Below are 24,184 nucleotides of genomic sequence, written 5' to 3' on the forward strand. Positions count from 1 at the left end.
CGCTACAAAGTCGTGCTGTCAACAATATTTTCAATGAACTTATCTTCTTTATCTTTTCGCCTTCTCTCCGAAAGCGGGTGCAAATATAAAAACTTTATTTCTCTTAATCCAAATCTTTTTTCATCTTTTTTTTTCGAAACTTCCGTCTCTTAAAAAGTCACTCAAAAGCTTTATACTTACTCAATATTTTAAAGAACTGCCTTCTCTGAAAGCGGATGCAAAAGTAGTACTTTATTTTAAACTACAAAACCTTTTTTGAAAAAGTTTTTGTAAGCTTATTTCTAGTACCAATCTCTATAGGAACATCGCCCTGAAAGCGGGTGCAAATATAGAACTCTTTTATTTCAAAAAACAAGGCTTTTGAAATAAAAAAATGCAGTTTTTTGCAATACGCTTTAAACTAGTACTTTAAAAATTTAGCTGGAAGATTAAAATTAATACAAACAGATGAATTACACAAATTTTATGTCACTTTTTCCATTTAGCCGCCAAAATATCGTAGCTTAATCCTAGGGCATCCTCTTGTTTTTCTAATGTACCAGCCGCAAAAGCTCGTTGTAATACATCTTCAATTAAAAAGTCTTCTTTATTATTATAAGGATCATACTCTTCTTTCAAAGTAAGATTAAACATACTTGCAGTTGTATTATACCAAAAGGCCTTCCATCCACTTCTATATTCTTTTATTAAAGAAAAAGCACTCTCACCTGTTTGCCTATTGATTAACTTAATAAGTATTTGCCCTTCTGTACGTGTCATTTTCTTTAATTCTTCCGTAAACTCATCTTCAATATAATCCTGCATTCGCTTAATGTATTTTTTCTTCAATCTTTTCGAATCTAAAGAATCTAACATAGCATTCATAGTCATCAACCTCTCTGCTGCCATTTTCGCATACGGATATACCTTATGCACTTTTCTCCTTAATATATAATAGTCTACTTTCTTTCTGTGTGATGTAAATTTCAATTTATCAAAAAGTACCACCTCCCCTAACTCAAAATAACTATTATAAGAACCCTCAACCAATGTAGTATCTACAGCTTCTTCTTGCTCATATACAGGTTCTACATCTTTTACTTGAGCAAAACCATGTATTCCTATTAATAGTATTATATATATGTATAGTCTATTCATGTATTTTAAATCTTCCAAGCAATGCTTCAAAAACAATACCGAAAGTAAAAAAACATTCAGTATCTTCGTTTCACTTTAAGTTTTTAAAGGAATACTTTTTTTAAAACAAATACTAATTTAAAACAGTTAAGATGACAAAAAAAAGCATCCTAACAGAAAAATCAATCGATTTTTTAGAGCGCTATTTAAATAATGCGTCACCTACAGGATATGAATGGGAAGGGCAAAAACTTTGGATGGAGTATTTAAAACCCTATGTAGACACTTTTATTACAGATACCTACGGAACTGCCGTTGGAGTTATTAACCCAGATGCTCCTTATAAAGTAGTTATTGAAGGCCACTCTGACGAAATATCTTGGTATGTAAATTATATTACAGACAATGGATTAATCTATGTGATTAGAAATGGAGGAAGCGACCACCAAATAGCTCCATCTAAATGGGTAGATATTCATACCAAAAAAGGAATAGTAAAAGGTGTTTTCGGATGGCCAGCTATTCACACCCGTAAACAAGGTAAAGAAGAATCTCCTAAACTAGAAAACATTTTTGTTGACATAGGAGCTAAAGATAAGGAAGAAGTTGAAAAAATGGGAGTTCATGTGGGTTGTGTAATTACCTACCCTGACACATTCCATATTTTAAACGAGAATAAATTTGTTTGTAGAGCAATAGACAACCGTGCAGGTGGATTTATGATTGCGGAAGTTGCAAGATTGTTACACGAAAATAAGAAAGAATTACCGTTTGGGCTTTATATTACCAATTCTGTTCAAGAAGAAATTGGATTAAGAGGTGCTGAAATGATTACACAAACTATTAAACCTAATGTTGCTATTGTAACAGATGTGTGCCATGATACCACTACCCCAATGATTAACAAAATTACTGAAGGCCATACTGAAATAGGTAAAGGACCGGTAATTAGTTATGCTCCTGCAGTACAAAACAAATTGAGAGAACGCATTATTGAAACCGCTGAAGGTAAAGAAATTCCTTTTCAACGTTTAGCATCTTCAAGATTTACAGGAACTGACACCGATGCCTTTGCATATAGCAATGGTGGTGTAGCTTCTGCACTGATATCTTTACCATTACGCTATATGCACACTACAGTAGAGATGATTCAGAAAGAAGACATGGAAAATGTGATTCGTTTAATTTACGAAACACTTCTTACTATTAAAGAAGGAGAAACTTTTAGTTATTTTGACTAATTGATTTGAAAGAATATGTAGACATACTCGATGCGCACGGTGAAAAAACCGGTACTACCTGTACCAGAGATCAGGCGCATCGGTATGGATACTTACATGCTACCGTGCATATTTGGTTCTACACTAGAAACCATGAAATACTTTTTCAAAAAAGAAGTACCAAAAAAGAAACATTTCCAGGTCTTTGGGATATTTCAGTAGCCGGACACGTCTCCGCAGGCGAAACCATTATAGAAGCTGCTATTAAAGAAATTCATGAAGAAATTGGTGTATCTGTTAAAGCAACAGACCTATATAATATAGGAATTGAAGAAAAGTTAGTTAAACATAGCAACGAATTTATTGATGCCGAATTCAATCATGTGTTTATTTGTGAGCTTACTGTTCCGTTTTCTCAACTTTCCAGACAAAAAGAAGAAGTAGATGAATTAAAACTTACATCGATTAAAGAGTTTGAATCTATTTTAAACAACAATAGCTACCTTACCTCTTTTGTTCCTCGACAAAAAAGTTATTACCAAAACATTCTTAATCTACTCTACGAAACTTTAGATAGGTAAAAAATACGTATCTTTAGTATTCTAAATACCATCTCTAAACTTTAACCGATAACTACACATTAAGGTCTGTTTATGGTCTATAGATTTTGAGAATGAAACACAGGTGATTATGAAAAATACAATTGCAGACAGGGTATATGACTTCCTTAAAAAATACCCTCCTTTTGATATTATAAAGAAAGAAGATTTAATTACCATTGCAGAAAATGTTATTATTGCTTATCTAGAAAAAGGAAAAGTACTTTTTAAAAACGATGACAACAGGCATGAACATTTCTATATAGTAAAAGAAGGTGGTGTTGTTTTAAAAAAGAATGAGCTTGCTGATGCAGAAATAATTGACATTTGTGATGAAGGTGATGTATTTGGACTTAGACCTCTTATAACTAATGACAGTTATATGATGACAGCCATTGCCGAAGAAGAAGCCTTAGTATATGGCATACCAATAGAAGTTTTTAAACCTATATTAGCCAAAGAACAGAATGTGGGATTGTTTTTAATTGAAAGCTTCACTTCTAAAACAAAAAATCCGTTTACTAAAAAGTACAGTGACGATTTATACCAAAACACTGAAGCATTAAATGTTGGAGAAAAAGATTTTCAGGAACTACAAGTAATTAGATATACAAAAGATCCTTTTTGTATAGACAAGGACGATTTAGTAATAAAAGCTGCTACAAGGATGTCTGAAAACAAAGTTGGTAGCTTAATTGTAGTAGATGATGATAATTTACCTATTGGTATTTTAACCGATAAGGATTTTAGACACAAAATAGTTACCGGTATGTTTAGTACCAAGGTTCCTGTTAGCCAAATTATGTCGTTTCCTGTAGAAACCTTTAAAAAAACATTAACGGTTACAGAAGCTCAGTTGGCCATGGTAAAAAACAAAACCGGCCACCTTGTTATTACAGAAGACGGAACCGACCAAACAAAGGCTATTGGTATTTTAACTGAACATGATGTGGTTATTTCGCAAGGTAACAGCGCTTCTGGTTTAATGAAAGCTATTAGAAGAAGCAGAAGCTCTAAAGAACTTAGAAAAATACGCCAGCAAATTACCCAATTATTAAAGGGCTATATATTCCAGAACATTCCTTTAACTATTATAACTCAAATTATACATGAGCTTAATGAAGCACTTACGATACGAGTTATTGAGATAGCTTTAGATAGAATGCCCGAAAAACCACCTGTACAATTTGCTTGGTTAAGCTTAGGTAGCCATGGTAGAAAAGAACAACTTTTGGTAACCGACCAAGACAATGCTTTGGTTTTTGAAGATGTCCCAGAAGATAAATATGAAGAGGTTAAAAAGTATTTTCTTATACTTGCTACTAAAGTGAATATACTATTAAATAAGGTAGGATATGAATTTTGCCCGGCAGATATGATGGCACGTAACCCTAAATGGTGCCAAAGTTTAACAGAATGGAAAACACAATTTAGCCATTGGATTCACCATGTAGATAATGAAGATATACTGTATAGTTCTATTTTCTTTGATTTTAACAGAACCTATGGTAACAAAGAAATAGTAAAGGAATTATCTGATAGTATATTTTCTGCTACCGAATACAATCCATTATTTTTTACCTTAATGGGTAGAAGTGCACTTCAGAACCCTTCCCCTCTAGGATTTTTTAGACAATTTTTGGTAGAACAAGACGGGGAACATAAAGATATGTTTGATATAAAAGCCCGTGCATTAATGCCTTTAATTGATGGAGCCAGAATTTTAATCTTATCACACAAAATAAAATCGGTAAATAATACCGCAGAGCGTTATGAGCGATTAGCCGAACTAGAGCCGGCAAATAAAGATTTTTATCTTTCTTGTTCTTATGCCGTAAAAGCTTTGATAAAATTTAGAACCAAACATGGATTACTTTACCATAGCACAGGTAGGTATATTGTGCTTAAAGAACTTACTAAGGAAGAGCGTTTAAAACTTAAACGTTGTTTTAAAACGATTAGTGAATTACAAGAATTAATTAAAATAAGATTTAAAGTTGCACAATTTTTATAATGCGTAGTTGGTTCAAGAAAAAAACTAAAATAAAGTATCCTAAGTTTTGGAACACTTACAAGAGTTACTTTGAAAAGGAAGAATTAAACATTCCGCTTAAAGATGTTACTTTTGTTGTATTTGATACCGAAACTACTGGTTTTAATTATGCCAATGACAGAGTATTGTCTATAGGTGCTGTGAAAGTAATAGGTAATATTATAGATGTTAAAACCTCTTTTGAAGTGTATCTAGACCAAACTGCCTTTAATCCTGAAACAGTTGAGATACATGGTATAATGAAAAACACCAAATTTGAAAAAATTCAGGAAACAAAAGCGTTAAGAGAGTTTTTAGCATATACTAAAGATGCCGTAATAGTGGCGCATCATGTGTATTTTGATATTACCATGATGAACAAAGTACTAGAAAGAAATGGTTTACCTCCATTATTAAATAGAACTTTAGATACCGGATACTTATTCAAAAAAACAAAAGCTATCAATACGTTATTGAAAAATGATAGAGGGTATTCATTAGATGATGTTTGTAAAGAGTTAAACATTCCCATTAAAGACCGGCATACCGCTGCTGGAGATGCTATGCTAACTGCTCAAGCATTTTTAAAAATACTTGCTCGCTTAAAATTTAAACCAGAATCTACTCTAAAATCACTCATAAGAAAATAGCGTGTATAGTATTTTAGCTACAAATACATAAATAATATACACGTAACTCTTTGTAATCCGTATCTTTACATTAACCAAATATATATAGAGATATGAGTTCTACCTTTAATACTAAAGTAAATGGTAGTTTGGAGTTTACATTTTCTGAAGAGGAAGCAACCTCTTTAGATACTGTTATTACAAAACCAAATGCATACCACTTATTAGTTAATAATACATCTTATCACATAGAAATTTCGTCGGCTGATTTTTTGCTAAAGAACTACAACGTTAAAGTAAATAATACGACCTATGAAGTTGCCATATCTGATGACTTAGATAAGTTAATTTCAGAAATGGGATTCTCCATTGGAGGTGCTAAGCATGTGAATGATATTAAAGCCCCAATGCCTGGTTTGATACTTGATATTAATATCAAAGAAGGTCAGGAAGTAAAAGAAGACGACCCATTATTAGTTTTAGAAGCTATGAAAATGGAGAACGTTATATCATCCCCTAGAGATGGAGTTATAAAATCAATAGTAATATCCCAAGGGCAAGCTGTAGATAAGAATGCTCTATTAATAGAATTTGAATAGCATTATGAAAAAAATACTAGTAGCAAATAGAGGTGAAATTGCTCTTAGAGTAATGAAAACAGCTAAAAAAATGGGAATTAAAACGGTAGCAGTTTACTCTGAAGCCGATAGATTTGCTCCTCACGTACGTTTTGCAGATGAGGCCGTTTGCATAGGTCCGGCTCCTTCTAACCAAAGTTACCTTTTAGCTGATAAAATAATAGAAGTTGCAAAATCTTTAAACGTAGAAGGTATTCACCCAGGTTATGGTTTTTTAAGTGAAAATTCCACTTTTTCTCAAAAGGTAGAAGAAAATGGTATTGCTTTTATTGGTCCCAAACCAAAAGCAATAGAAATAATGGGTAGTAAGTTAGCAGCAAAAGATGCTGTTAAAGCTTATGATATACCTATGGTACCCGGTATAGACAAAGCTATAACCGATGTTAAAATAGCAAAAGAAATAGCCGATGAAATTGGATATCCAATATTAATAAAAGCCTCAGCAGGTGGTGGTGGTAAAGGAATGCGTGTAGTCTCTAAAGCAGAAGATTTAGAATCACAAATGAACCGAGCCATTAGTGAAGCTACATCTGCCTTTGGTGATGGCTCCGTTTTTATAGAAAAATATGTGACCTCTCCAAGACATATTGAAATTCAAGTAATGGCAGATACACATGGTAACATTGTACATCTTTTTGAAAGAGAGTGTAGCGTACAAAGAAGACACCAAAAAGTAGTTGAAGAAGCTCCGTCTGCTGTATTGACCCCTGAATTGAGATCAAAAATGGGTGAAGCTGCTGTAAAAGTAGCCAGATCATGTGACTATGTTGGTGCCGGTACAGTAGAATTTCTGCTAGATGACAATCATAATTTCTACTTTTTAGAAATGAATACCCGTTTACAAGTAGAACATCCGGTAACCGAATTGATTACAGGATTAGACTTAGTAGAACTACAAATTAAAGTAGCAAGAGGAGAAAAATTACCTTTTTCTCAGGAAGACTTAACAATTAAGGGGCATGCTTTAGAACTAAGAGTATATGCAGAAGACCCTTTAAATGATTTCTTACCTAGTGTAGGACATTTAGATATATATAAACTTCCTACGGGTGAAGGCGTACGTGTGGATAATGGTTTTGATGAAGGTATGGATATTCCTATTTATTATGACCCTATGTTATCTAAACTAATCACTTATGCTGAAAATCGTGAAGCTGCAATGGGACTCATGCTAAAAGCAATTGAAGAATATCAAGTTGAAGGCGTACAAACAACCTTGCCTTTTGGAAAATTTGTTTTTGAACATGAAGCATTTCGCTCTGGTAACTTTGATACTCATTTTGTAAAAAAATATTATCAACCAGAAATGCTGCATGAGCAAACCGAAAAAGAAGCAAAAATTGCTGCTTTAATAGCTGTAAAGAAATATTTAGAAGACAAAGAAGTATTACGCTTACCTAATTAAGAACATTACCATGAAAGATAAAATAGAAGTACTTAATGACAAAATAGCCGAGGCTCATTTAGGAGGTGGTGAAGTACGAATAAAAAAACAACACGAAAAAAGAAAACTTACCGCAAGAGAACGTGTTCATTATTTTTTAGATGAGGGATCTTTTGAGGAAATAGGAATATTAGTAACCCACCGTACCACAGATTTTGGTATGGATAAAGAACAATATTACGGTGACGGTGTTGTTACAGGATACGGAACAGTTAATGGTAGATTAGTGTATGTATTTGCTCAAGATTTTACCGTTTTTGGTGGAGCCTTATCTGAAACACACGCTGAAAAAATTTGTAAAATAATGGATCTAGCAGTTAAAACCGGAGCTCCTTTAGTTGGGTTAAACGATTCTGGTGGTGCTAGAATACAAGAAGGAGTTCGATCCTTAGGTGGTTATGCCGATATTTTTTACAGAAATGTTCAGGCGTCTGGAGTAATTCCACAAATATCCGCTATTATGGGACCTTGCGCCGGTGGTGCTGTATATTCTCCATCAATGACAGACTTTACTTTAATGGTAGAAGATACCAGTTATATGTTTGTTACCGGACCTAATGTAGTTAAAACCGTAACCAACGAAACTGTAACTTCTGAAGAATTAGGTGGTGCGAGCACGCATGCTACAAAATCTGGGGTTGCACATGTTACTTCCTCTAATGATATTCAGTGCTTAGAAGATGTTAAGAAACTATTGAGCTATTTGCCACAAAATAGTAAAGAAAAAGCTCAAAAGTTATCCTATATTGCAAATGACGAAAAAAGAGAAGTACTAGATAGTCTAATTCCGGATAATGCCAATAAACCCTATGACATGCATGATGTGATAAAAGGTATTATTGATGAAGATTCTTTTTTTGAAATTCATAAAGATTTTGCAGAAAATATTATTGTTGGTTTCTCAAGAATTGGAGGGAGAAGTGTGGGTATTATAGCTAACAACCCAATGTATTTAGCAGGGGTATTGGATGTAAAAAGTTCAATTAAAGCTGCACGTTTTACTCGTTTTTGTGATGCCTTTAATATTCCTCTATTGGTTTTAGTAGATGTACCTGGATTTTTACCTGGAACAGACCAAGAATGGAACGGTATTATTGTGCACGGTGCCAAATTATTATATGCTTTAAGCGAGGCTACCGTACCAAGAGTAACCGTAATTACACGTAAAGCTTATGGTGGAGCATACGATGTAATGAACTCTAAACATATTGGAGCAGATTTTAATTATGCATGGCCTAGTGCAGAAATTGCAGTTATGGGTGCTAAGGGTGCCAGTGAAATTATATTTAGAAAAGAGATTAATAGTGCTTCAGATCCGGCAGCTAAACTAGCAGAAAAAGAAGCAGAATATGCTGAAACTTTTGCGAATCCGTTTAAAGCTGCTCAAAGAGGCTTTATAGATGAAGTTATATTGCCACACGATACGAGAAGAAAATTAATGAAAACATTTAGTATGTTAGAGAACAAAGAGGTAGTTGCACCTTCTCGTAAACATGGAAACATTCCATTATAAACAGAAATAATCGAAGATGGTGTTTTAGTGTACTTATCTTTAATTATATTTTTTAGTTAGTTAGTTTTGTAAAAAGGCCGAATAGATATCTATTCGGCCTTTTTTGTATATTCTATTTAAGAATGTATTTCTTAATAATTATAATTTAATAACTCAATATTAAACGAAGACCCTTGAGGTAAAAGATAAAATACATTGCTGTTACCTCCTATCTTTTCCCAATATACTCCAATATTATCACCTGCATCTAAGTGAATAAATTTATTAATAGTAATAGTTTTGTTAGTACTATTACTATCAAGAGAAACATAGGCTGAAGAAGCTGGTACAGGGTTACTAGTATTTCCGTTAGTTGCTAAAAACATACGTAAATCTATACTATTACCACTACCTTTTCTTAAAGAAATAGTAAATGTAATTCTGTATAATCCTGAAACATCTGGCGAAATGGTGCTGTTAGTAGCTGTTACATTATTCTCATAATTACTAGAACCAAATGTTAACACAGAAATATTTCCATTCCAGTTGAAAGTTTGCTCAGTAGATCCACTGCTGTATATCTCGCCAAAAACTGCTGAACCACCGCCTAAAGCTACAGAAGAATCTACCCAACTTGCATTACCATTTGCATCAGATACTAAAAGCTTACCTGTTCCTTCCGTTCCATCAGCATATTTCATGGTACCACTAATATCAAGATTAGCAGTTGGATTAGTTAAACCAATACCAACTTTAGTACGGTTATAAGTATTGGTTGATGTATTTCCTAAAATAATAGTATTTGGATTATCTGCTACTGCCTCGTACCCTATAGCAATAGAGTTAGCTCCAGAAACATAAGCTCTACTACCCAATGAATATGAATTATAAGATATAATTTCAGAATCATAACCAACTGCTGCAGAATTACTTCCAGAAACAACAGTTGAATAACCCAAGGCATAAGAATTCTGACCACTAACGCTGCTATATGCACCAAAGGCAACAGCATTATTGTTAGATGCACTAGCATTAGAGCCTAAAGCCATACTTCTATATCCACTAGATACAGCATACGGACCGAAACTCATAGAGTTTGTTTGTGTAGCAACAGAATTCATACCTATTGCAACAGAGGCATTACCAGATGCATTTGAATATGTTCCAAAAGCATAAGCATCTTGCTGTCCACTAGCATTTGCTCCCTCTCCTATTGCAAAAGAATGATAACTGGGACTTATAACAGCATCCCTACCTAATGCCACACTTCCATTGGGATGAAATTGGGCTATAGTTACGTCATTAGCTCTAAAGTTTAGTTGTTGGTAATTAGTAGTACCCAAAAATTGTCCATTACTTATATTATTACCACCTAAAGCCCATAAGCTATCTACATCAACTTCAGATGATACATCTGTCGTATTTAAAAGGCGTAACCAAGTACCATTTTTCCAATATACTAATCCAGGTGTTAAATCAGTCGTAGTTGCTGTATTAAATACTAATAAATACTCTGTAGGATTAGAAATTGTAGAAACATCTGCTGTAGATGATAAACTTACTCTGGGTATCAATAACCCTTTATTATTGCTAAAAATCTCTAAAGCTGATGAAGAATCAGGATTTGTAGTACCGATACCAACTTGACAATAAGTTGAAAAACAAAAACATAATAAGAAAGTTACAGTCAACGCTATAACTTTGAAAGAAAAATTAAAGGGGGTCATATTTTACAATTATTTGGTGTATAAAAATAGATATAAGCCCTATCTCGAATATTTAAATCAGACAAAATGCATAAATCATCGATTAAATGCAACACTAGAATAAGCTTACTATAAATCTTACGTATAAAAACAAATTAAGCCTACGTAAAACGTAGGCTTAATTTGTTTTTATATTAATATTTTTCTAAGACCCTCCTAGGTAAGATCCAGAAAAATAAGACCTTACATTTCTATTAACTGGAATACAGTCATACACAGGTTCGTCACTTGGCCATGTTCCATCGGCATTAGCACATTGATCATAGTCTGTTATAACCGTGCATGTACTACAGGTACCAAAAACAATATCGGGCCCAAAGGTAACAGAAGTCCATTGACCAAACATTCCCGGATACGAAGTATCATCCACAGTTCCAGGAGTAGTGGTAGTAAACATTAAATTACCGTCTACAAAACCACTTTGATTACTTTGAGAACCTGGCCATGAAAATCTTCCATAATTAGATGAAGTAGAATGACTAGGTTGGTAAGTAGAACCAGGACCTGCAAATTTAATAGTGGTATTAGGTGCTTCTGAAAATATAACTGCTCCTTCATTATAAAAGATGGTTGAATTATCCATTACAATTTGTTTTAAATGCATAACACTATAGTTTTCTATGGAAGCTCCCACTTCAAATCCTATACTTCCATTTGGTACATTATAATTACCAGTATTAATAATTTTACCATTCAAATCAAACCAGTTTTCCATATCTAGTGTCCCACAATTAGAGAAAACACTTGTAGGTGTATCACCATAATTAGATTCTAGCACCATATAACCTTCATTTTTCAAATGCAACGTAGGATCGTTAGAATACAATCCATCAGCATGAAAATTACCGTAATTCTCAAACTTATTAGGCCCTTCAGTTCCATAAGTTAAATGATTATTCATATATAATGAAGCCCCGTCATAATTATAAAATTCTAACTGGCATTGTTCACTACTCATTTGCCCTCCTATATTTAAAGCACCATAATTAAACAAATAATTAGAAGCTCCACTTTCCCCCCAATTGAAGTTTCCACTTGTAGTAATAGTACCATTATTAGTCAGGTTCAAAACCCCTTCATCTAAGTTTATTTCACCACCAGTAGTTATTGTTCCATCATTCACAATAATAGAATTCCCATACAGTAAAGAAATATGTGAACTTAAAATAAATTCTGCTTCCGAAGAGTTTGTGAAATTCATAGTACCTATATTAGATCCTAACCTAAAAGAAGTTAAATCTATTAAAGAAGTATTATGAATATCTACAGTTGAAGCATTACGTAAAGTAAGATTATTAAGATTAATTTCACCACTATTTTCTAATGAAAAACTGTTAGAAGCAAAAACCGAGGTTGTGGTAGCATTAAAGTCACCTGTATTAGTTATATCTATGTTACTAGGCTGATTAAATGTTAAGTTACTCACATCAAATGTTCCGTTATTTATAATAGTAACATTTTGTGGAGAGTTAAGGTTGGTAGTACTAAAATCAAATAATCCACCTTCGTCAATGGTTAAGTCAAAATTAGTTCCAATAACATCTAAATTTCCCCATAAAGGTTGCATAACGCCTCCATCTTCAATAGTAACATCCATCGAAAACGGAATATCACCTGCAAATATAAATGTTGCCCCAGAAGATACATTTACAGTAACATTACTATCTGCATTTCCAATTAAGTCATTAGTTCTAAAAGTAGAACCAGGAGAAATACATAGGGTAACATTATCTTGAAAAGTAGCTCCAGTCCATTGTATCTGAACGTTACCATCTATACAATAACTGGTATTAGCCAAAAAAGTATATGATGAGTAATTAGAATTTATAACTACATCTGCAGCACTACAATTACATTGTGCTTTACTAACCCAAACGGTTGTTATAATAAGTAACAGGCTTAAAATCTTTTTCATAATTTAAAAGGAATTATTTTAAGCTTACAATTACTTAACTACCAGTACCACATTGATAAAAGAACAAGCTGAAGCAGATCCAATTACATCATACGTCATAACACCATCAGCACTAATAGATAAATTCTCTAAAACTTCTGTATCATATGCGGTAACGTAATATTCTAATTCATTATCCTGAAAATAAGGAATGCTTCCAGAAGCACCTGAACTAGAAACTAAAGGTGCTGAAAATTGTGATTTATAAGCTTCGTACAAATCAACAGTAAAACCTGTACCTGTAGCAGAAGCATTAATGTTTATACTAGGTAAATAGAAAAAACGTGTAGCTGCCTCGGTCTTTAAACACATCCAATCTGGTGCAGAGGGCGTACCAACATTCTGACTTAAACAGTTATATTCTGTATTAAAAATCATTAATCCGGTTGCTGGGCTAGCAATTGCATCTCTTTGGGCCGTAGTTAATCTAGGTATTAATAGTCCTGAACTTGTACTAGAAATATCTAGTGCTGAAGATGCATCAGGGTTAGTAGTTCCTACACCTACTTGTGCTTGTGTAATTCCACAAATTAAAAGGAAAAAAAACAAGGGGATGATAAAATGTTTATTCATAGCTTTAGTAATAATTAATAGCAAACTTGGCGCAAGTTACTCGTAATCATTAAGAAACAACAACAGATCAATAGTTTATTCGACAACTGTAATATTTTATCGATAAATGTAGTTTTTGCATAATCCAAAGGAATATTGTAACATTACAAATCATATTTTAATTAACTAAACCTTAACATGGAAAGTCAAGACATCCAGCCTCAAGATCCTAACAAAGAAGAAATTATAACCAATAAACAACTCAGCCTTTTTTCTGCGTTGATTCCTATTATTGCATTGGTAGGTATGTTGACGTATAATGTTAGAGGTGTTTTTGGAGATGATGCATTAAGTGGTTCAAATCAATTTATCTTATTATTAGGAGCAGCGGTAGCTGCTATCGTAGGTTTTTCTCATAAAGTAAAATATGAAGCCATGATAGAAGAAGTTGCTAAGAATATTAAATCTACTGCAGGTGCCATTTTAATACTTTTATTTGTTGGGGCACTTTCTGGCACATGGTTAATAAGTGGTATTATACCGGCTATGATTTATTATGGTTTAGACATCTTAAATCCAACCATATTTTTACCTGCTTCTGTAATAATATGTTCTATAATATCTATAGCTACTGGAAGTAGTTGGACCACCTCTGCTACGGTAGGTATTGCGTTAGTAGGTATAGGTAATGCCCTAGGCATACCTATGGGGATGACTGCTGGTGCTGTTATATCTGGTGCTTATTTTGGTGATAAAATATCTCCTTTAAGTGACACCACCAACCTTGCTCCTGCTATGGCTGGTACAGATTTGTTTACTCATATTAGATATATGCTATATACAACGGTACCTAGTTTAGTGGTTTCATTAATACTTTTTATTATTATAGGATTATCTATAGACACCTCGGGAAGACCTGATGTTCATGTTATACAAAAAACAATTTCAGAATCTTTTAATATTAGTCCTTGGTTATTTTTGGTACCTGCCATAGTAATTTTAATGATTGTAAGAAAAACACAGCCATTAATAGCCTTACTAATTGGTACATTACTAGGAGGTATTTTTGCTTTAATATTTCAACCAAATATTGTCTTACAAGTTGCAGGAGACAATGTAGAAGGGCTAAGTTACGCATCTAAATTTTATAAGGGTGTTATGAATGCTATTACAGTTGATGTTTCTGTAGCCACTGAAGATGCAAGTCTTAACGATTTATTTTCATCAGGAGGAATGAAAGGTATGCTAGGCACCATTTGGTTAATTTTATGTGCAATGACTTTTGGGGGAATTATGGAAGCTATTGGAGCACTTTCAAAAATAACAGAGTTTTTATTAAAATTATTTAATTCTGCTTTTGGTTTATTTGCAAGTACAGTAGCAAGTTGTTTAACACTTAACCTAACAGCCTCTGACCAGTATTTAGCCATTGTGGTTCCTGGTAAGATGTTTGCACAAGCCTATAAAGATAAAGGTTTAGCTCCTGAAAACTTAAGTAGATCTTTAGAAGACTCTGGTACTGTAACCTCTGTTTTAGTTCCTTGGAACACCTGTGGAGCTTACCAAAGTGGTGTATTAGGTGTACCAACTGTTAGTTATCTTCCCTATGCTTTTTTCAACATACTAAGTCCGTTTATGACGTTATTATTCGCAGCACTTTCAATTAAAATAAGAATGATTAAAGACAAAATTTAAAACAGTAGATTTTAATGCGCATTAGCATCCAAATACTAAAATATTAAGAGGTTCTAAATTATAGCTACCCTTAATTATTAAATCATCAAAAAAACAACTACTATAATAAACCCATTAGTCATACTTATTAGTTCATAAGAAATAGTAATCAAAACCTATTCTTAAACGGTAATCTTTACCTAAATTTGCCATAGAAAAATTAAGAAAATTTAATCTTTAAACTTAAAAATATGACACTAGTAGGTAAAAAATTCCCTAATTTATCAGTTGACGCAATGAATGATATGGGTGATACTTTTAAATTAAATGTTTTAAAAGAAGCTAAAAAAAATAATAAAAAAGTATTATTATTCTGGTATCCAAAAGATTTTACTTTTGTTTGCCCTACAGAATTACATGCGTTTCAAGCTGCTTTAGGAGAATTTGAAAAAAGAAATACCATGGTTATTGGTGCTTCATGTGATACTCCAGAAGTACACTTTGCTTGGTTAAACACTGAGAAAGATAATGGAGGTATTGAAGGTGTTACCTACCCTATCTTAGCAGATAGCAACAGAAACTTAGCAAATGTTTTAGGTATTCTTGATATTCAGAAAGAAACTTTCAACGAAGAAACTAATTCATACATTGTTGAAGGAGATAACGTAACTTACAGAGCTACTTACTTAATTGACGAAGAAGGTACTGTATTCCACGAAGGTGTTAACCACATGCCATTAGGAAGAAACGTTAGTGAATTCTTAAGAATGATTGACGCTTACGCTCACGTTCAAACTCATGGTGAGGTTTGTCCTGCTAACTGGGAAGAAGGAAAAGAAGCTATGACTGCCGACAGAAAAGGAGTTGCTAGCTATTTAAGTTCTAACTAATAAAAATTAGTATTATGGTTCAAGATTTAGCACAAGATAATTTAGCAGAAATAATTGAAAATAACGATACCGTTATTGTACAATACTCTGCTACTTGGTGTGGTAACTGCCGTATTATGAAGCCTAAATTCAAAAAACTTTCTGCAGAACATGAAGATGCAGTTTTTGTAATGGCAGATGCGGAAAAGTTCCCAGAATCAAGAAAATTAGCAACAGTAGATAACTTACCTACATTTGCTACTTTTAAAGGAGGTGCCTTTGTAAAACAGGTACAAACAAATAAGTTTGAAAATTTAAAAGAACTTGTAGATGAAGTTACCGGTAATTAAACATTTAACTCAATTTATTGAAGAGAATGATCAGGATTATATCCTTGAGACCATTGAAACACTGGAAGCTTTAACAGAAGTTCCTTCATTAAAAGATGAAGAATTAGATGTTATTGGAGAATTAATTTCTAATATGTACGGAGCCATTGAAGTAGATAAAATGATAAAAGAAGAAGGCATGGATAAAAAAGCGGCATTAAACGCTTTTATGAAACGTGTTTTAGGCTCTATAGACAAATAATTAATTGCTCTTTATAAAAAAGTACTAAAGTCCTCTATCCATAGAGGACTTTTTTTTATCTTCAAACTTTAATTAAAAAATCAAAACCAAAATTATGGCAACTGTAAAATTTAAAGGAAGCGATGTACATACCGCTGGTAGCTTACCTGCTGAAGGTTCTAAAGCACCTGCATTTTCATTAACCGATACTGACTTAGGTACTAAAACACTTGAAGACTTTAAAGGAAGTAAAGTAGTATTAAATATTTTCCCAAGTGTTGATACAGGAGTATGCGCCGCTTCTGTAAGAAAGTTTAATGAAGAGGCATCTAAATTAGATAACACTAAAGTGTTATGTATTTCTAAAGATCTTCCGTTTGCACTAGCTCGTTTTTGTGGTGCAGAAGGGTTAGATAACGTAATTAGCCTTTCTGATTTTAAAAACGGATTTGCAGAATACGGAGTAGTATTTACAGACGGACCATTAGACGGCTTATTATCTAGATCGGTTGTAGTGGTAGATGAAGAAGGACAAGTAGTATACACTGAACAAGTAGCAGAAACAGTGGAAGAACCTAATTACGAAGCTGCAATTGCTGCTTTAAGTTAAAAGTATATTTTTTTGAATGCTCAATTTTTTAAAAAACAGGATTAAAAGCTTTGGTTTCGCCTTTAAGGGTATTTTACATTTATTATCCTCTGAGCCAAACAGTAAAGTACATTTAGTAGCTGCAATTACAATTACCGTTGTAGGGTTTATGGTTAAGCTATCTGCCACAGAATGGATATTACAAACCCTAGCCATTGCCTTGGTAATTAGCATGGAGGCAATAAATACTGCTGTAGAAAAACTATGTGACTTTGTACATCCTGAACAGCATAAAAAAATTGGCATTATTAAAGACCTTGCAGCAGGGGCTGTGCTAGTTACAGCCATTGCTGCAATAATTATTGGGGCTATTATTTATCTCCCTAAATTTTTATAACAATAAATGTATGTTTATTGTATTTTTGTCCGCAAATCTGTGATAGCCCATGGCCAAACAAAAAAGTAAAAAAGTAAAAAAAGAATCTAAATTTTCTATTCCGCAAATTAAATTAAGTAGACCCTATAAAATTATTATAGGTGTAATGCTTATGATATTTAGTGTAGCATTATTTATATCCTTTATATCTTTCTTTTTTACTTGGAAACAAGACCAAAGTCAGCTATTTGAATTTACAGACAGAAACGTTCCTACACAAAATCTACTAAGAAAATTCGGTGCTGCCGTAAGTCATTTTTTTATTTATAATGGCTTTGGTATTGCAGCTTTTGTTTTTAGTTACCTAATTTTTATATCAGGACTAGCACTGGTGTTTAACTCCAGTAAAAAAGCTTTAGTAAACAAATGGTTTTGGGGATTACTCTCTGCTACATGGTTAGCCATATTATTTGGTTTCTTTGCTAGCCAAGCTCCTTTATTGGGCGGAAAAATTGGATTTGAAATGAATGACTTTCTTCAAATCTATATTGGTAAAATTGGGGTAACACTTCTCCTATTATTTGGACTGATATTTTATTTAGTATTTAAACTAAAACTAACCCCTGAACATTTTGTTTCTTTCTATAACAAAAAGAAAGAGAGCTTTAAAAAAGCTGCCGATTTAAATGAAGAAGAAACAACAGAATCAATAACAAACAACAACGATACTACTGATTACTCTATATTAGAAGAAAATGCCAATCCGTTTGAAAACGTAGAAGAACAACCAAAACGTTCTTCTTTTGAAATGGCTATTGAAAATCAGCAACCGACTATTAATAATTTTTCTACGATATCAAAAGATGACGATGTAGCCATTGAAAATTCTTTTGAAGTAAAAACTGGTGGTGAAGAAGAAATAGATTTAGAAGAAGAATTAACAATTGAACAAGAACCTGTATTAAAATCATCTTTACAAATAGAAAAACCGACAGAAGAGGAAACAGATGATTTAGCTATGGAGGTTGAAAAAGTTCAAGAAGAAAAAGAAGTTAAAGACAACCTTTCTGATAAATTAGTAAAAGACTTTGGAGAATTTGATCCTAAGCTAGAATTAGGTAATTACAAATTCCCTACCCTAAATCTTTTAGAAGAATACGGTGATGGTGGTGGTATTACCATTAACCAAGAAGAGTTAGAAGAAAATAAAAATACCATTGTAAACACGCTAAAGAATTATAAAATTGAAATAGCGCAAATTAAAGCTACCATAGGACCTACAGTAACCTTGTATGAAATTGTTCCTGAAGCTGGTATTCGTATTTCAAAAATTAAAAATTTAGAAGACGACATAGCGCTTTCTTTAGCGGCATTAGGTATTAGAATTATAGCACCAATTCCTGGTAAAGGTACCATTGGTATAGAAGTGCCTAACAAAAAACCATCTATGGTTTCTATGCGTTCGGTAATTGCTTCGCAACGATTCCAAAAAGCAGAAATGGAACTACCTATTGCTTTTGGTAAAAATATTAGTAACGAAACCTTTGTTGTAGACTTGGCCAAGATGCCACACATGCTTATGGCAGGTGCTACAGGGCAAGGTAAATCGGTAGGATTAAATGCTATTTTAACTTCATTGCTATACAAAAAGCACCCTGCAGAAGTTAAATTTGTACTAGTTGACCCTAAAAAGGTAGAGCTTACTATATACAACAAAATTGAAAGACATTATCTGGCGAAACTACCAGATTCTGAAGAGGCTATTATAACAGATAACGGTAAAGTTATTAATACATTGAACTCACTTTGTATAGAAATGGACAACCGTTATGAATTGCTTAAAAATGCCATGGTTAGAAATATTAAAGAGTATAACCATAAGTTTAAGCAACGTAAATTAAACCCTAACGACGGTCATAAATTTTTACCATATATAGTATTGGTAGTAGATGAATTTGCCGACCTTATTATGACGGCTGGTAAAGAAGTAGAAACACCTATTGCACGTTTAGCTCAGCTTGCCCGTGCTATTGGAATTCACTTAATTATTGCTACCCAAAGACCATCGGTAAACGTTATTACCGGTATTATTAAAGCTAACTTCCCTGCCAGAGTGGCATTTAGGGTTACCTCTAAAATTGACTCCAGAACTATTTTAGATAGCCCGGGGGCAGACCAGTTAATTGGTAAGGGAGATATGTTATATACCCAAGGTAATATGCTTACTAGAATTCAGTGTGCCTTTGTAGACACCCCTGAAGTAGATAAAATAGCTGAATACATTGGTTCACAAAAGGCTTATCCAGATGCGCACTTATTACCAGAATACGTAGGAGAAGAAGGCGAAGGATCTTCTTTAGATATAGATATTTCTGAAAGAGATAAATTGTTTAAAGATGCAGCAGAAGTAATTGTAACCGCACAGCAAGGTTCGGCATCATTATTGCAAAGAAAATTGAAATTAGGATATAACCGCGCCGGTAGACTTATAGATCAATTAGAAGCTGCGGGTATTGTGGGTCCTTTTGAAGGCAGTAAAGCCAGACAAGTTTTGGTACCTGATTTAATTGCCTTAGAAGAGTTATTAGAAAATGAAAAAAATAATTAAAAAATTAAACATGAAGAAATTTGCTATAACAGCATTGATGGTATGTATAGGAATAAACTCTTTAGTAGCACAAAGCTCATCTAAAGCAAAAACTTTGTTAGATGAAGTATATACCAAAGTTAAAAGCTATAACAATTTATACATTGACTTTAAGTTTGAGTTAGACAATAAAACAGAAGGTATTCACCAAGAAACTAAAGGAAATGTAACCATTGACGGAGATAAGTATGTATTAAATTATTTAGGGGCTACCAAAATTTTTGATGGTCATAAAATATACACTATCATTCCTGACAACGAAGAAGTTACCATTGAAAATAAAGGAGCCGATGACGAAGGTACCATTACACCTTCTAAAATGCTAACCTTCTACAAAGATGGCTATAACTACAAATGGAAAGAATCTAAAAACATAAAAGGTAGAGAAATTCAGTTTATTGAATTAGTACCTATTTCTGCAAATGCAGAAGTTACTAACTTACTTTTAGGTATTGACACCCAAACAAAACACATTTATAGTTTGGTAGAAAATGGCAAAAATGGTACCGCTACAACTATTACGGTGAATACCATGAAAACGAACCAGCCATTACCTAAAAACACATTTGTTTTTAACAAAGACAAATACAAAAAGTTAGGATATTATATTAGTGAATAAGCACTTGTAAAATTTGTTTCTATTATAAGAAACAATGAACCTTTAGAATGAAAATATTAGACCGCTATATATTAAAACGTTTTTTAACTAATTTTCTTAGTGCCTACATCATCTTAACTATTATTTTCATCTTCCAGTTTATTTGGATGATTATAGATGATTTAGCAGGAAAAGGGTTAGACCTTTTAATTATTTCTAAATTTATTTTATACAACATACCTGGGTTAACACCACTGGTTTTGCCGTTAACGGTTTTATTAGCATCGCTGTTAACATTTGGCTCATTAGCCGAAAACTATGAGTTTGCCGCCATGAAATCTACAGGGTTTTCTCTTATTAGAGCTATGAAATCTTTAATTGGTTTCATGATTTTATTAAGCATTGCTACCTTTTTTATAAACAACAATGTTATACCAGCGGCAGAGCTTACCAACGTTAACCTTAAGAATAATATTAAAAAAGCAAAACCTGCCTTAGCCATTACCACTGGAGCTTTTAACAATTTAGAATCTTTGAATTTAAAAGTGGATGAAAAATACGGAGAAAACGACCGTTTTCTTAAAAACGTAGTAATTCACAAAAATTCTAAAGACAAAAAAAACCATACGGTAATTAAAGCCAAAGAAGGTGAATTATTTAGTAGCGAGGAGTCTAATATTCTTCAGTTAATACTAAAAGATGGTAATTATTACGAAGACATTGTATCTAAAGACCCGAAGAAAAGAGATAATTTTCCACATGCGAAAGCTAAGTTTGAAAAATATATTATTAATGTAGACGTATCTGGGTTTGATAATGAAGATCTTGACCAGATAAAAATTGAGAATACCTTTAAAATGATGAATGTAACGGAGCTAAATTATGCCATCGATTCATTTAAAAATGGGTATTTAAACAATATGCATTCTTTTGGTGACAACTTGTATCGCCGTTCTGGATTTACAGAAATATATAATGCCAAACCCGAAGAAAATAAAAAGGATACAACTGTTACTGCAGCTACCAAGGCGGGTATTATAGCCTCTGACGAATTGATCAATTTAATATCTGCAAACAAGAAAAAACAAGTACTTGATATTGCTGTAAACGGTGTATCAAACAAATACAATACATTGAAAAGTAAAAAAGGTGATTTCTTTTTCAGAAAAAAATTTTTGAATAAACATATCATCACCTATCAAAAGAAGTTTTCATTATCCGTTGCCTGCTTAGTATTATTCTTTATTGGTGCTCCATTGGGTGCTATTATTAGAAAAGGAGGACTAGGATTGCCTATTATTATCTCTATGGTAATTTTCTTAGCATATCACTTTTTAGGTATGTTCTTAGAAAACTTCTCTGAAGATGGTTCGGTAAGTCCAACTATGGCAGCTTGGTTACCTACCATTATAATGCTACCATTTGGTATTTACCTTACCGATAGAGCTTCTAAAGACCGACCTGTTGCAGAATTGTATAAGTATTTTGCACCTATAGGCGCCTTTTTTAAGAAAATCTATAAAGCTTTAAACGCTTTATAATACCTTTGCACTATGAATACGTTAGTAAAAGAAATACAACTTAATACTATTGAAGAAGCCATTGCAGATATTAGAAATGGTAAAGTAGTTATTGTAGTTGACGATGAAAATAGAGAAAATGAGGGAGACTTTTTAGCAGCTGCTGAAACAGTTACACCTGAAATGATAAACTTCATGGCCACTCATGGTAGAGGTCTAATCTGTGCCCCACTAACCGAAAGCCGTTGTAAAGAACTTGGCTTACACTCTATGGTAGTAAACAACACAGACCATATGGAAACTGCTTTTACAGTTTCTGTAGATTTAAGAGGTTATGGAGTAACTACTGGTATATCTGCCGGAGACAGAGCCAAAACAGTTCAGGCTTTAGTAAACCCTGAAATTAAATCGCACGAATTGGCACGCCCTGGGCATATTTTCCCATTAATTGCAAAAGAAGGTGGTGTACTTAGAAGAACCGGACATACAGAGGCTGCAATAGACTTAGCCAGATTAGCTGGTTTTGAACCTGCAGGTGTGATCTGTGAAATTATGAACGAGGATGGTTCTATGGCACGTTTACCGCACTTAGTGGAAGTAGCACAGAAATTTGACATTAAGCTTATTTCTATTGAAGATTTAGTTGCCTACAGAATGCAACACGACAGTTTAATAGAAAAACGTGAAGATTTTGATATTACTACCCGATTTGGTGAGTTTAGATTACGTGCTTATGAACAAACCACCAATCATCAAATTCACATTGCACTTACCAAAGGAAATTGGAAAAAAGGTGATGAAGTATTAGCCAGAATTAATTCCACCTTAGTAAATAACGATCTTTTAGGTACGCTTACAAACGATGCTGATGACAAATTGAAAGATATGTTCAATTTGATTAATAAAGAGGGAAAAGGTGCTATTATTTTTATCAACCAGAACAACCAAAGTGTAAGCATGCTAAGCAGATTGGCTGAGCTAAAAAGTTTACAAGAAAACGGTGAGGTAAAAGCTCCTAAAATTGTAATGGACGATAAGGACTATGGAATTGGAGCCCAAATTTTACATGACTTAGATATTTCTAAAATACGTTTGATATCTAACTCTACCCCTAAAACAAACAGAGTTGGTATTTCTGGGTATGGTTTAGACATTGTAGAGTATGTAAACTATTAGAAACAATAGTATTCCACATCATAAAAAATGCTCCTACAAATTAGGAGCATTTTTATTTAAGTTATTATTTACATTATTGATTACAAATCAATTACCGTATCTGTTACATTTTTTCTAACCTTTTTAAAGTCGGCAAACATATCATCTACCGCCCTATACCCTACCGGCATAATTAATACCGATTTCAATTGCTTACTTTTCAAATCGAGCACTTGATCAAACATATCCGTTTTAAAGCCCTCCATAGGGCAAGCGTCTATTTCTTCTAACGCACATACCGTCATTAAGTTTCCTAAGGCTAAATACGCTTGTTTAGCTGCCCAAACCTCTATCTCTTCTAACTTTTTACCTCCAAAATCATTCACTAAAAAATTTTGGTACGGTTCCAAAATATCATCTGGCGTGTTTCTAATATCTTTTACCAAGGTAAAATACTCTTTTATAAAATTATCATCTACATTGGTAGTTATACAAAAAACCAACAGGTGAGAACAATCTCCCACTTGGCTTTGGTTATAGGCGTGCGTTTGCAATTCCTTTTTTAATTCATCATTACTAATTACAAACAAAGTAACCGGTTGTAATCCGTATGAAGTAGCAGTCAAATTAAAAGCTTCTTTCAGTAAAGTTACTTTATCAACCGTCAATTTCTTCTCAGTATCAAATTTTTTAGTAGCATATCTCCAATTCAATTGTTCAATTACGCTCATACCTGAATATTCT

The 24,184-nt window shown here is 33.2% G+C and carries 22 protein-coding genes; 17 read left to right on the forward strand and 5 right to left on the reverse strand.

The window, feature by feature from the left end:
* Window positions 1-468: 468 nt before the first annotated feature.
* Window positions 469-1,137 (reverse strand): DUF4294 domain-containing protein, encoded by a 669-nt coding sequence (locus tag Y10_RS12310; protein WP_281765709.1) that lies wholly within the window; start codon window positions 1,135-1,137, stop codon window positions 469-471.
* A 131-nt stretch (window positions 1,138-1,268) separates the two neighbouring features.
* Here Y10_RS12310 and Y10_RS12315 point away from each other — a divergent pair, with 131 nt between their 5' ends.
* From Y10_RS12315 to Y10_RS12345, 7 genes are all read left to right on the forward strand, one after another.
* Window positions 1,269-2,357, forward strand: coding sequence for a M42 family metallopeptidase (locus tag Y10_RS12315; protein ID WP_281765710.1), 1,089 nt, complete (start codon window positions 1,269-1,271; stop codon window positions 2,355-2,357).
* 5 nt (window positions 2,358-2,362) lie between these two features.
* Entirely contained in the window at window positions 2,363-2,917 is a 555-nt protein-coding gene (locus Y10_RS12320) for an NUDIX hydrolase (protein ID WP_281765711.1), read from the forward strand.
* A 109-nt stretch (window positions 2,918-3,026) separates the two neighbouring features.
* A complete protein-coding gene (locus Y10_RS12325; RefSeq protein ID WP_281765712.1) occupies window positions 3,027-4,949 on the forward strand; it encodes a DUF294 nucleotidyltransferase-like domain-containing protein in 1,923 nt (640 codons plus the stop codon).
* A complete protein-coding gene (locus Y10_RS12330; RefSeq protein WP_281765713.1) occupies window positions 4,949-5,617 on the forward strand; it encodes a 3'-5' exonuclease in 669 nt (222 codons plus the stop codon). Before Y10_RS12325 ends, Y10_RS12330 begins: the two co-directional genes overlap by 1 nt.
* A gap of 92 nt (window positions 5,618-5,709) precedes the next feature.
* Window positions 5,710-6,195, forward strand: coding sequence for a biotin/lipoyl-containing protein (locus Y10_RS12335; RefSeq protein WP_281765714.1), 486 nt, complete (start codon window positions 5,710-5,712; stop codon window positions 6,193-6,195).
* A gap of 4 nt (window positions 6,196-6,199) precedes the next feature.
* Window positions 6,200-7,639, forward strand: a complete 1,440-nt coding sequence (gene accC / locus Y10_RS12340; RefSeq protein WP_281765715.1) for an acetyl-CoA carboxylase biotin carboxylase subunit — start codon at window positions 6,200-6,202, stop codon at window positions 7,637-7,639.
* A gap of 10 nt (window positions 7,640-7,649) precedes the next feature.
* Complete coding sequence (locus Y10_RS12345; protein ID WP_281765716.1) at window positions 7,650-9,191, forward strand: acyl-CoA carboxylase subunit beta; 1,542 nt, start codon at window positions 7,650-7,652, stop codon at window positions 9,189-9,191.
* Between the two features lie 131 nt (window positions 9,192-9,322).
* On the opposite strand, the gene Y10_RS12350 is transcribed toward Y10_RS12345, so the two are convergent.
* The 3 genes from Y10_RS12350 to Y10_RS12360 form a co-directional block, all read right to left on the reverse strand.
* Entirely contained in the window at window positions 9,323-10,744 is a 1,422-nt protein-coding gene (locus Y10_RS12350; protein ID WP_281765717.1) for a hypothetical protein, read from the reverse strand.
* A gap of 337 nt (window positions 10,745-11,081) precedes the next feature.
* Window positions 11,082-12,851 (reverse strand): hypothetical protein, encoded by a 1,770-nt coding sequence (locus Y10_RS12355; protein WP_281765718.1) that lies wholly within the window; start codon window positions 12,849-12,851, stop codon window positions 11,082-11,084.
* Window positions 12,852-12,881: 30 nt separating this feature from the next.
* Complete coding sequence (locus Y10_RS12360; RefSeq protein WP_281765719.1) at window positions 12,882-13,463, reverse strand: hypothetical protein; 582 nt, start codon at window positions 13,461-13,463, stop codon at window positions 12,882-12,884.
* 177 nt (window positions 13,464-13,640) lie between these two features.
* On the opposite strand from Y10_RS12360, the gene nhaC reads away from it, so the two are divergent.
* The 10 genes from nhaC (at window position 13,641) to ribB (ending at window position 23,461) form a co-directional block, all read left to right on the forward strand.
* Window positions 13,641-15,137 carry a Na+/H+ antiporter NhaC gene (nhaC, locus tag Y10_RS12365; protein ID WP_281765720.1) on the forward strand — a complete coding sequence of 499 codons (1,497 nt, stop codon included), beginning with the start codon at window positions 13,641-13,643 and terminating at the stop codon, window positions 15,135-15,137.
* A 230-nt stretch (window positions 15,138-15,367) separates the two neighbouring features.
* Window positions 15,368-16,006, forward strand: coding sequence for a peroxiredoxin (locus tag Y10_RS12370; RefSeq protein WP_281765721.1), 639 nt, complete (start codon window positions 15,368-15,370; stop codon window positions 16,004-16,006).
* A 14-nt stretch (window positions 16,007-16,020) separates the two neighbouring features.
* Window positions 16,021-16,335, forward strand: coding sequence for a thioredoxin family protein (locus tag Y10_RS12375; protein WP_281765722.1), 315 nt, complete (start codon window positions 16,021-16,023; stop codon window positions 16,333-16,335).
* Window positions 16,316-16,576 carry a DUF6952 family protein gene (locus Y10_RS12380; RefSeq protein ID WP_281765723.1) on the forward strand — a complete coding sequence of 87 codons (261 nt, stop codon included), beginning with the start codon at window positions 16,316-16,318 and terminating at the stop codon, window positions 16,574-16,576. Before Y10_RS12375 ends, Y10_RS12380 begins: the two co-directional genes overlap by 20 nt.
* A gap of 94 nt (window positions 16,577-16,670) precedes the next feature.
* Complete coding sequence (gene tpx / locus Y10_RS12385; protein ID WP_281765724.1) at window positions 16,671-17,165, forward strand: thiol peroxidase; 495 nt, start codon at window positions 16,671-16,673, stop codon at window positions 17,163-17,165.
* 16 nt (window positions 17,166-17,181) lie between these two features.
* Window positions 17,182-17,541 (forward strand): diacylglycerol kinase family protein, encoded by a 360-nt coding sequence (locus Y10_RS12390; RefSeq protein ID WP_281765725.1) that lies wholly within the window; start codon window positions 17,182-17,184, stop codon window positions 17,539-17,541.
* 49 nt (window positions 17,542-17,590) lie between these two features.
* Window positions 17,591-20,128, forward strand: a complete 2,538-nt coding sequence (locus Y10_RS12395; protein ID WP_281765726.1) for an FtsK/SpoIIIE family DNA translocase — start codon at window positions 17,591-17,593, stop codon at window positions 20,126-20,128.
* A gap of 37 nt (window positions 20,129-20,165) precedes the next feature.
* Window positions 20,166-20,786, forward strand: a complete 621-nt coding sequence (locus tag Y10_RS12400) for a LolA family protein (RefSeq protein WP_408733624.1) — start codon at window positions 20,166-20,168, stop codon at window positions 20,784-20,786.
* A gap of 47 nt (window positions 20,787-20,833) precedes the next feature.
* A complete protein-coding gene (locus Y10_RS12405) occupies window positions 20,834-22,306 on the forward strand; it encodes an LptF/LptG family permease (RefSeq protein ID WP_281765728.1) in 1,473 nt (490 codons plus the stop codon).
* 12 nt (window positions 22,307-22,318) lie between these two features.
* The gene (gene ribB, locus Y10_RS12410) at window positions 22,319-23,461 is read left to right on the forward strand and encodes a 3,4-dihydroxy-2-butanone-4-phosphate synthase (RefSeq protein WP_281765729.1); all 1,143 of its coding nucleotides are present in this window, start codon (window positions 22,319-22,321) and stop codon (window positions 23,459-23,461) included.
* A gap of 80 nt (window positions 23,462-23,541) precedes the next feature.
* On the opposite strand, the gene Y10_RS12415 is transcribed toward ribB, so the two are convergent.
* Entirely contained in the window at window positions 23,542-24,171 is a 630-nt protein-coding gene (locus Y10_RS12415) for an NAD(P)H-dependent oxidoreductase (protein ID WP_281765730.1), read from the reverse strand.
* Window positions 24,172-24,184 lie beyond the last annotated feature (13 nt).

The sequence above is a fragment of the Neptunitalea lumnitzerae genome, from assembly GCF_027924185.1.
Taxonomy (GTDB): Bacteria; Bacteroidota; Bacteroidia; order Flavobacteriales; family Flavobacteriaceae; genus Neptunitalea; species Neptunitalea lumnitzerae.

Excerpts from the sequence above, each read along its gene's own strand:
- nhaC (WP_281765720.1), top strand. The coding sequence starts at position 13,641 with ATGGAAAGTCAAGACATCCAGCCTCAAGATCCTAACAAAGAAGAAATT.
- Y10_RS12315 (WP_281765710.1), top strand. The coding sequence starts at position 1,269 with ATGACAAAAAAAAGCATCCTAACAGAAAAATCAATCGATTTTTTAGAG.
- Y10_RS12395 (WP_281765726.1), top strand. The coding sequence starts at position 17,591 with ATGGCCAAACAAAAAAGTAAAAAAGTAAAAAAAGAATCTAAATTTTCT.
- Y10_RS12330 (WP_281765713.1), top strand. The coding sequence starts at position 4,949 with ATGCGTAGTTGGTTCAAGAAAAAAACTAAAATAAAGTATCCTAAGTTT.
- Y10_RS12325 (WP_281765712.1), top strand. The coding sequence starts at position 3,027 with ATGAAAAATACAATTGCAGACAGGGTATATGACTTCCTTAAAAAATAC.
- Y10_RS12400 (WP_408733624.1), top strand. The coding sequence starts at position 20,166 with ATGGTATGTATAGGAATAAACTCTTTAGTAGCACAAAGCTCATCTAAA.
- Y10_RS12415 (WP_281765730.1), bottom strand. The coding sequence starts at position 24,171 with ATGAGCGTAATTGAACAATTGAATTGGAGATATGCTACTAAAAAATTT.
- Y10_RS12380 (WP_281765723.1), top strand. The coding sequence starts at position 16,316 with ATGAAGTTACCGGTAATTAAACATTTAACTCAATTTATTGAAGAGAAT.
- Y10_RS12345 (WP_281765716.1), top strand. The coding sequence starts at position 7,650 with ATGAAAGATAAAATAGAAGTACTTAATGACAAAATAGCCGAGGCTCAT.
- Y10_RS12405 (WP_281765728.1), top strand. The coding sequence starts at position 20,834 with ATGAAAATATTAGACCGCTATATATTAAAACGTTTTTTAACTAATTTT.
- Y10_RS12310 (WP_281765709.1), bottom strand. The coding sequence starts at position 1,137 with ATGAATAGACTATACATATATATAATACTATTAATAGGAATACATGGT.
- Y10_RS12370 (WP_281765721.1), top strand. The coding sequence starts at position 15,368 with ATGACACTAGTAGGTAAAAAATTCCCTAATTTATCAGTTGACGCAATG.
- tpx (WP_281765724.1), top strand. The coding sequence starts at position 16,671 with ATGGCAACTGTAAAATTTAAAGGAAGCGATGTACATACCGCTGGTAGC.
- Y10_RS12355 (WP_281765718.1), bottom strand. The coding sequence starts at position 12,851 with ATGAAAAAGATTTTAAGCCTGTTACTTATTATAACAACCGTTTGGGTT.
- Y10_RS12360 (WP_281765719.1), bottom strand. The coding sequence starts at position 13,463 with ATGAATAAACATTTTATCATCCCCTTGTTTTTTTTCCTTTTAATTTGT.
- Y10_RS12335 (WP_281765714.1), top strand. The coding sequence starts at position 5,710 with ATGAGTTCTACCTTTAATACTAAAGTAAATGGTAGTTTGGAGTTTACA.
- Y10_RS12390 (WP_281765725.1), top strand. The coding sequence starts at position 17,182 with ATGCTCAATTTTTTAAAAAACAGGATTAAAAGCTTTGGTTTCGCCTTT.
- accC (WP_281765715.1), top strand. The coding sequence starts at position 6,200 with ATGAAAAAAATACTAGTAGCAAATAGAGGTGAAATTGCTCTTAGAGTA.
- ribB (WP_281765729.1), top strand. The coding sequence starts at position 22,319 with ATGAATACGTTAGTAAAAGAAATACAACTTAATACTATTGAAGAAGCC.
- Y10_RS12375 (WP_281765722.1), top strand. The coding sequence starts at position 16,021 with ATGGTTCAAGATTTAGCACAAGATAATTTAGCAGAAATAATTGAAAAT.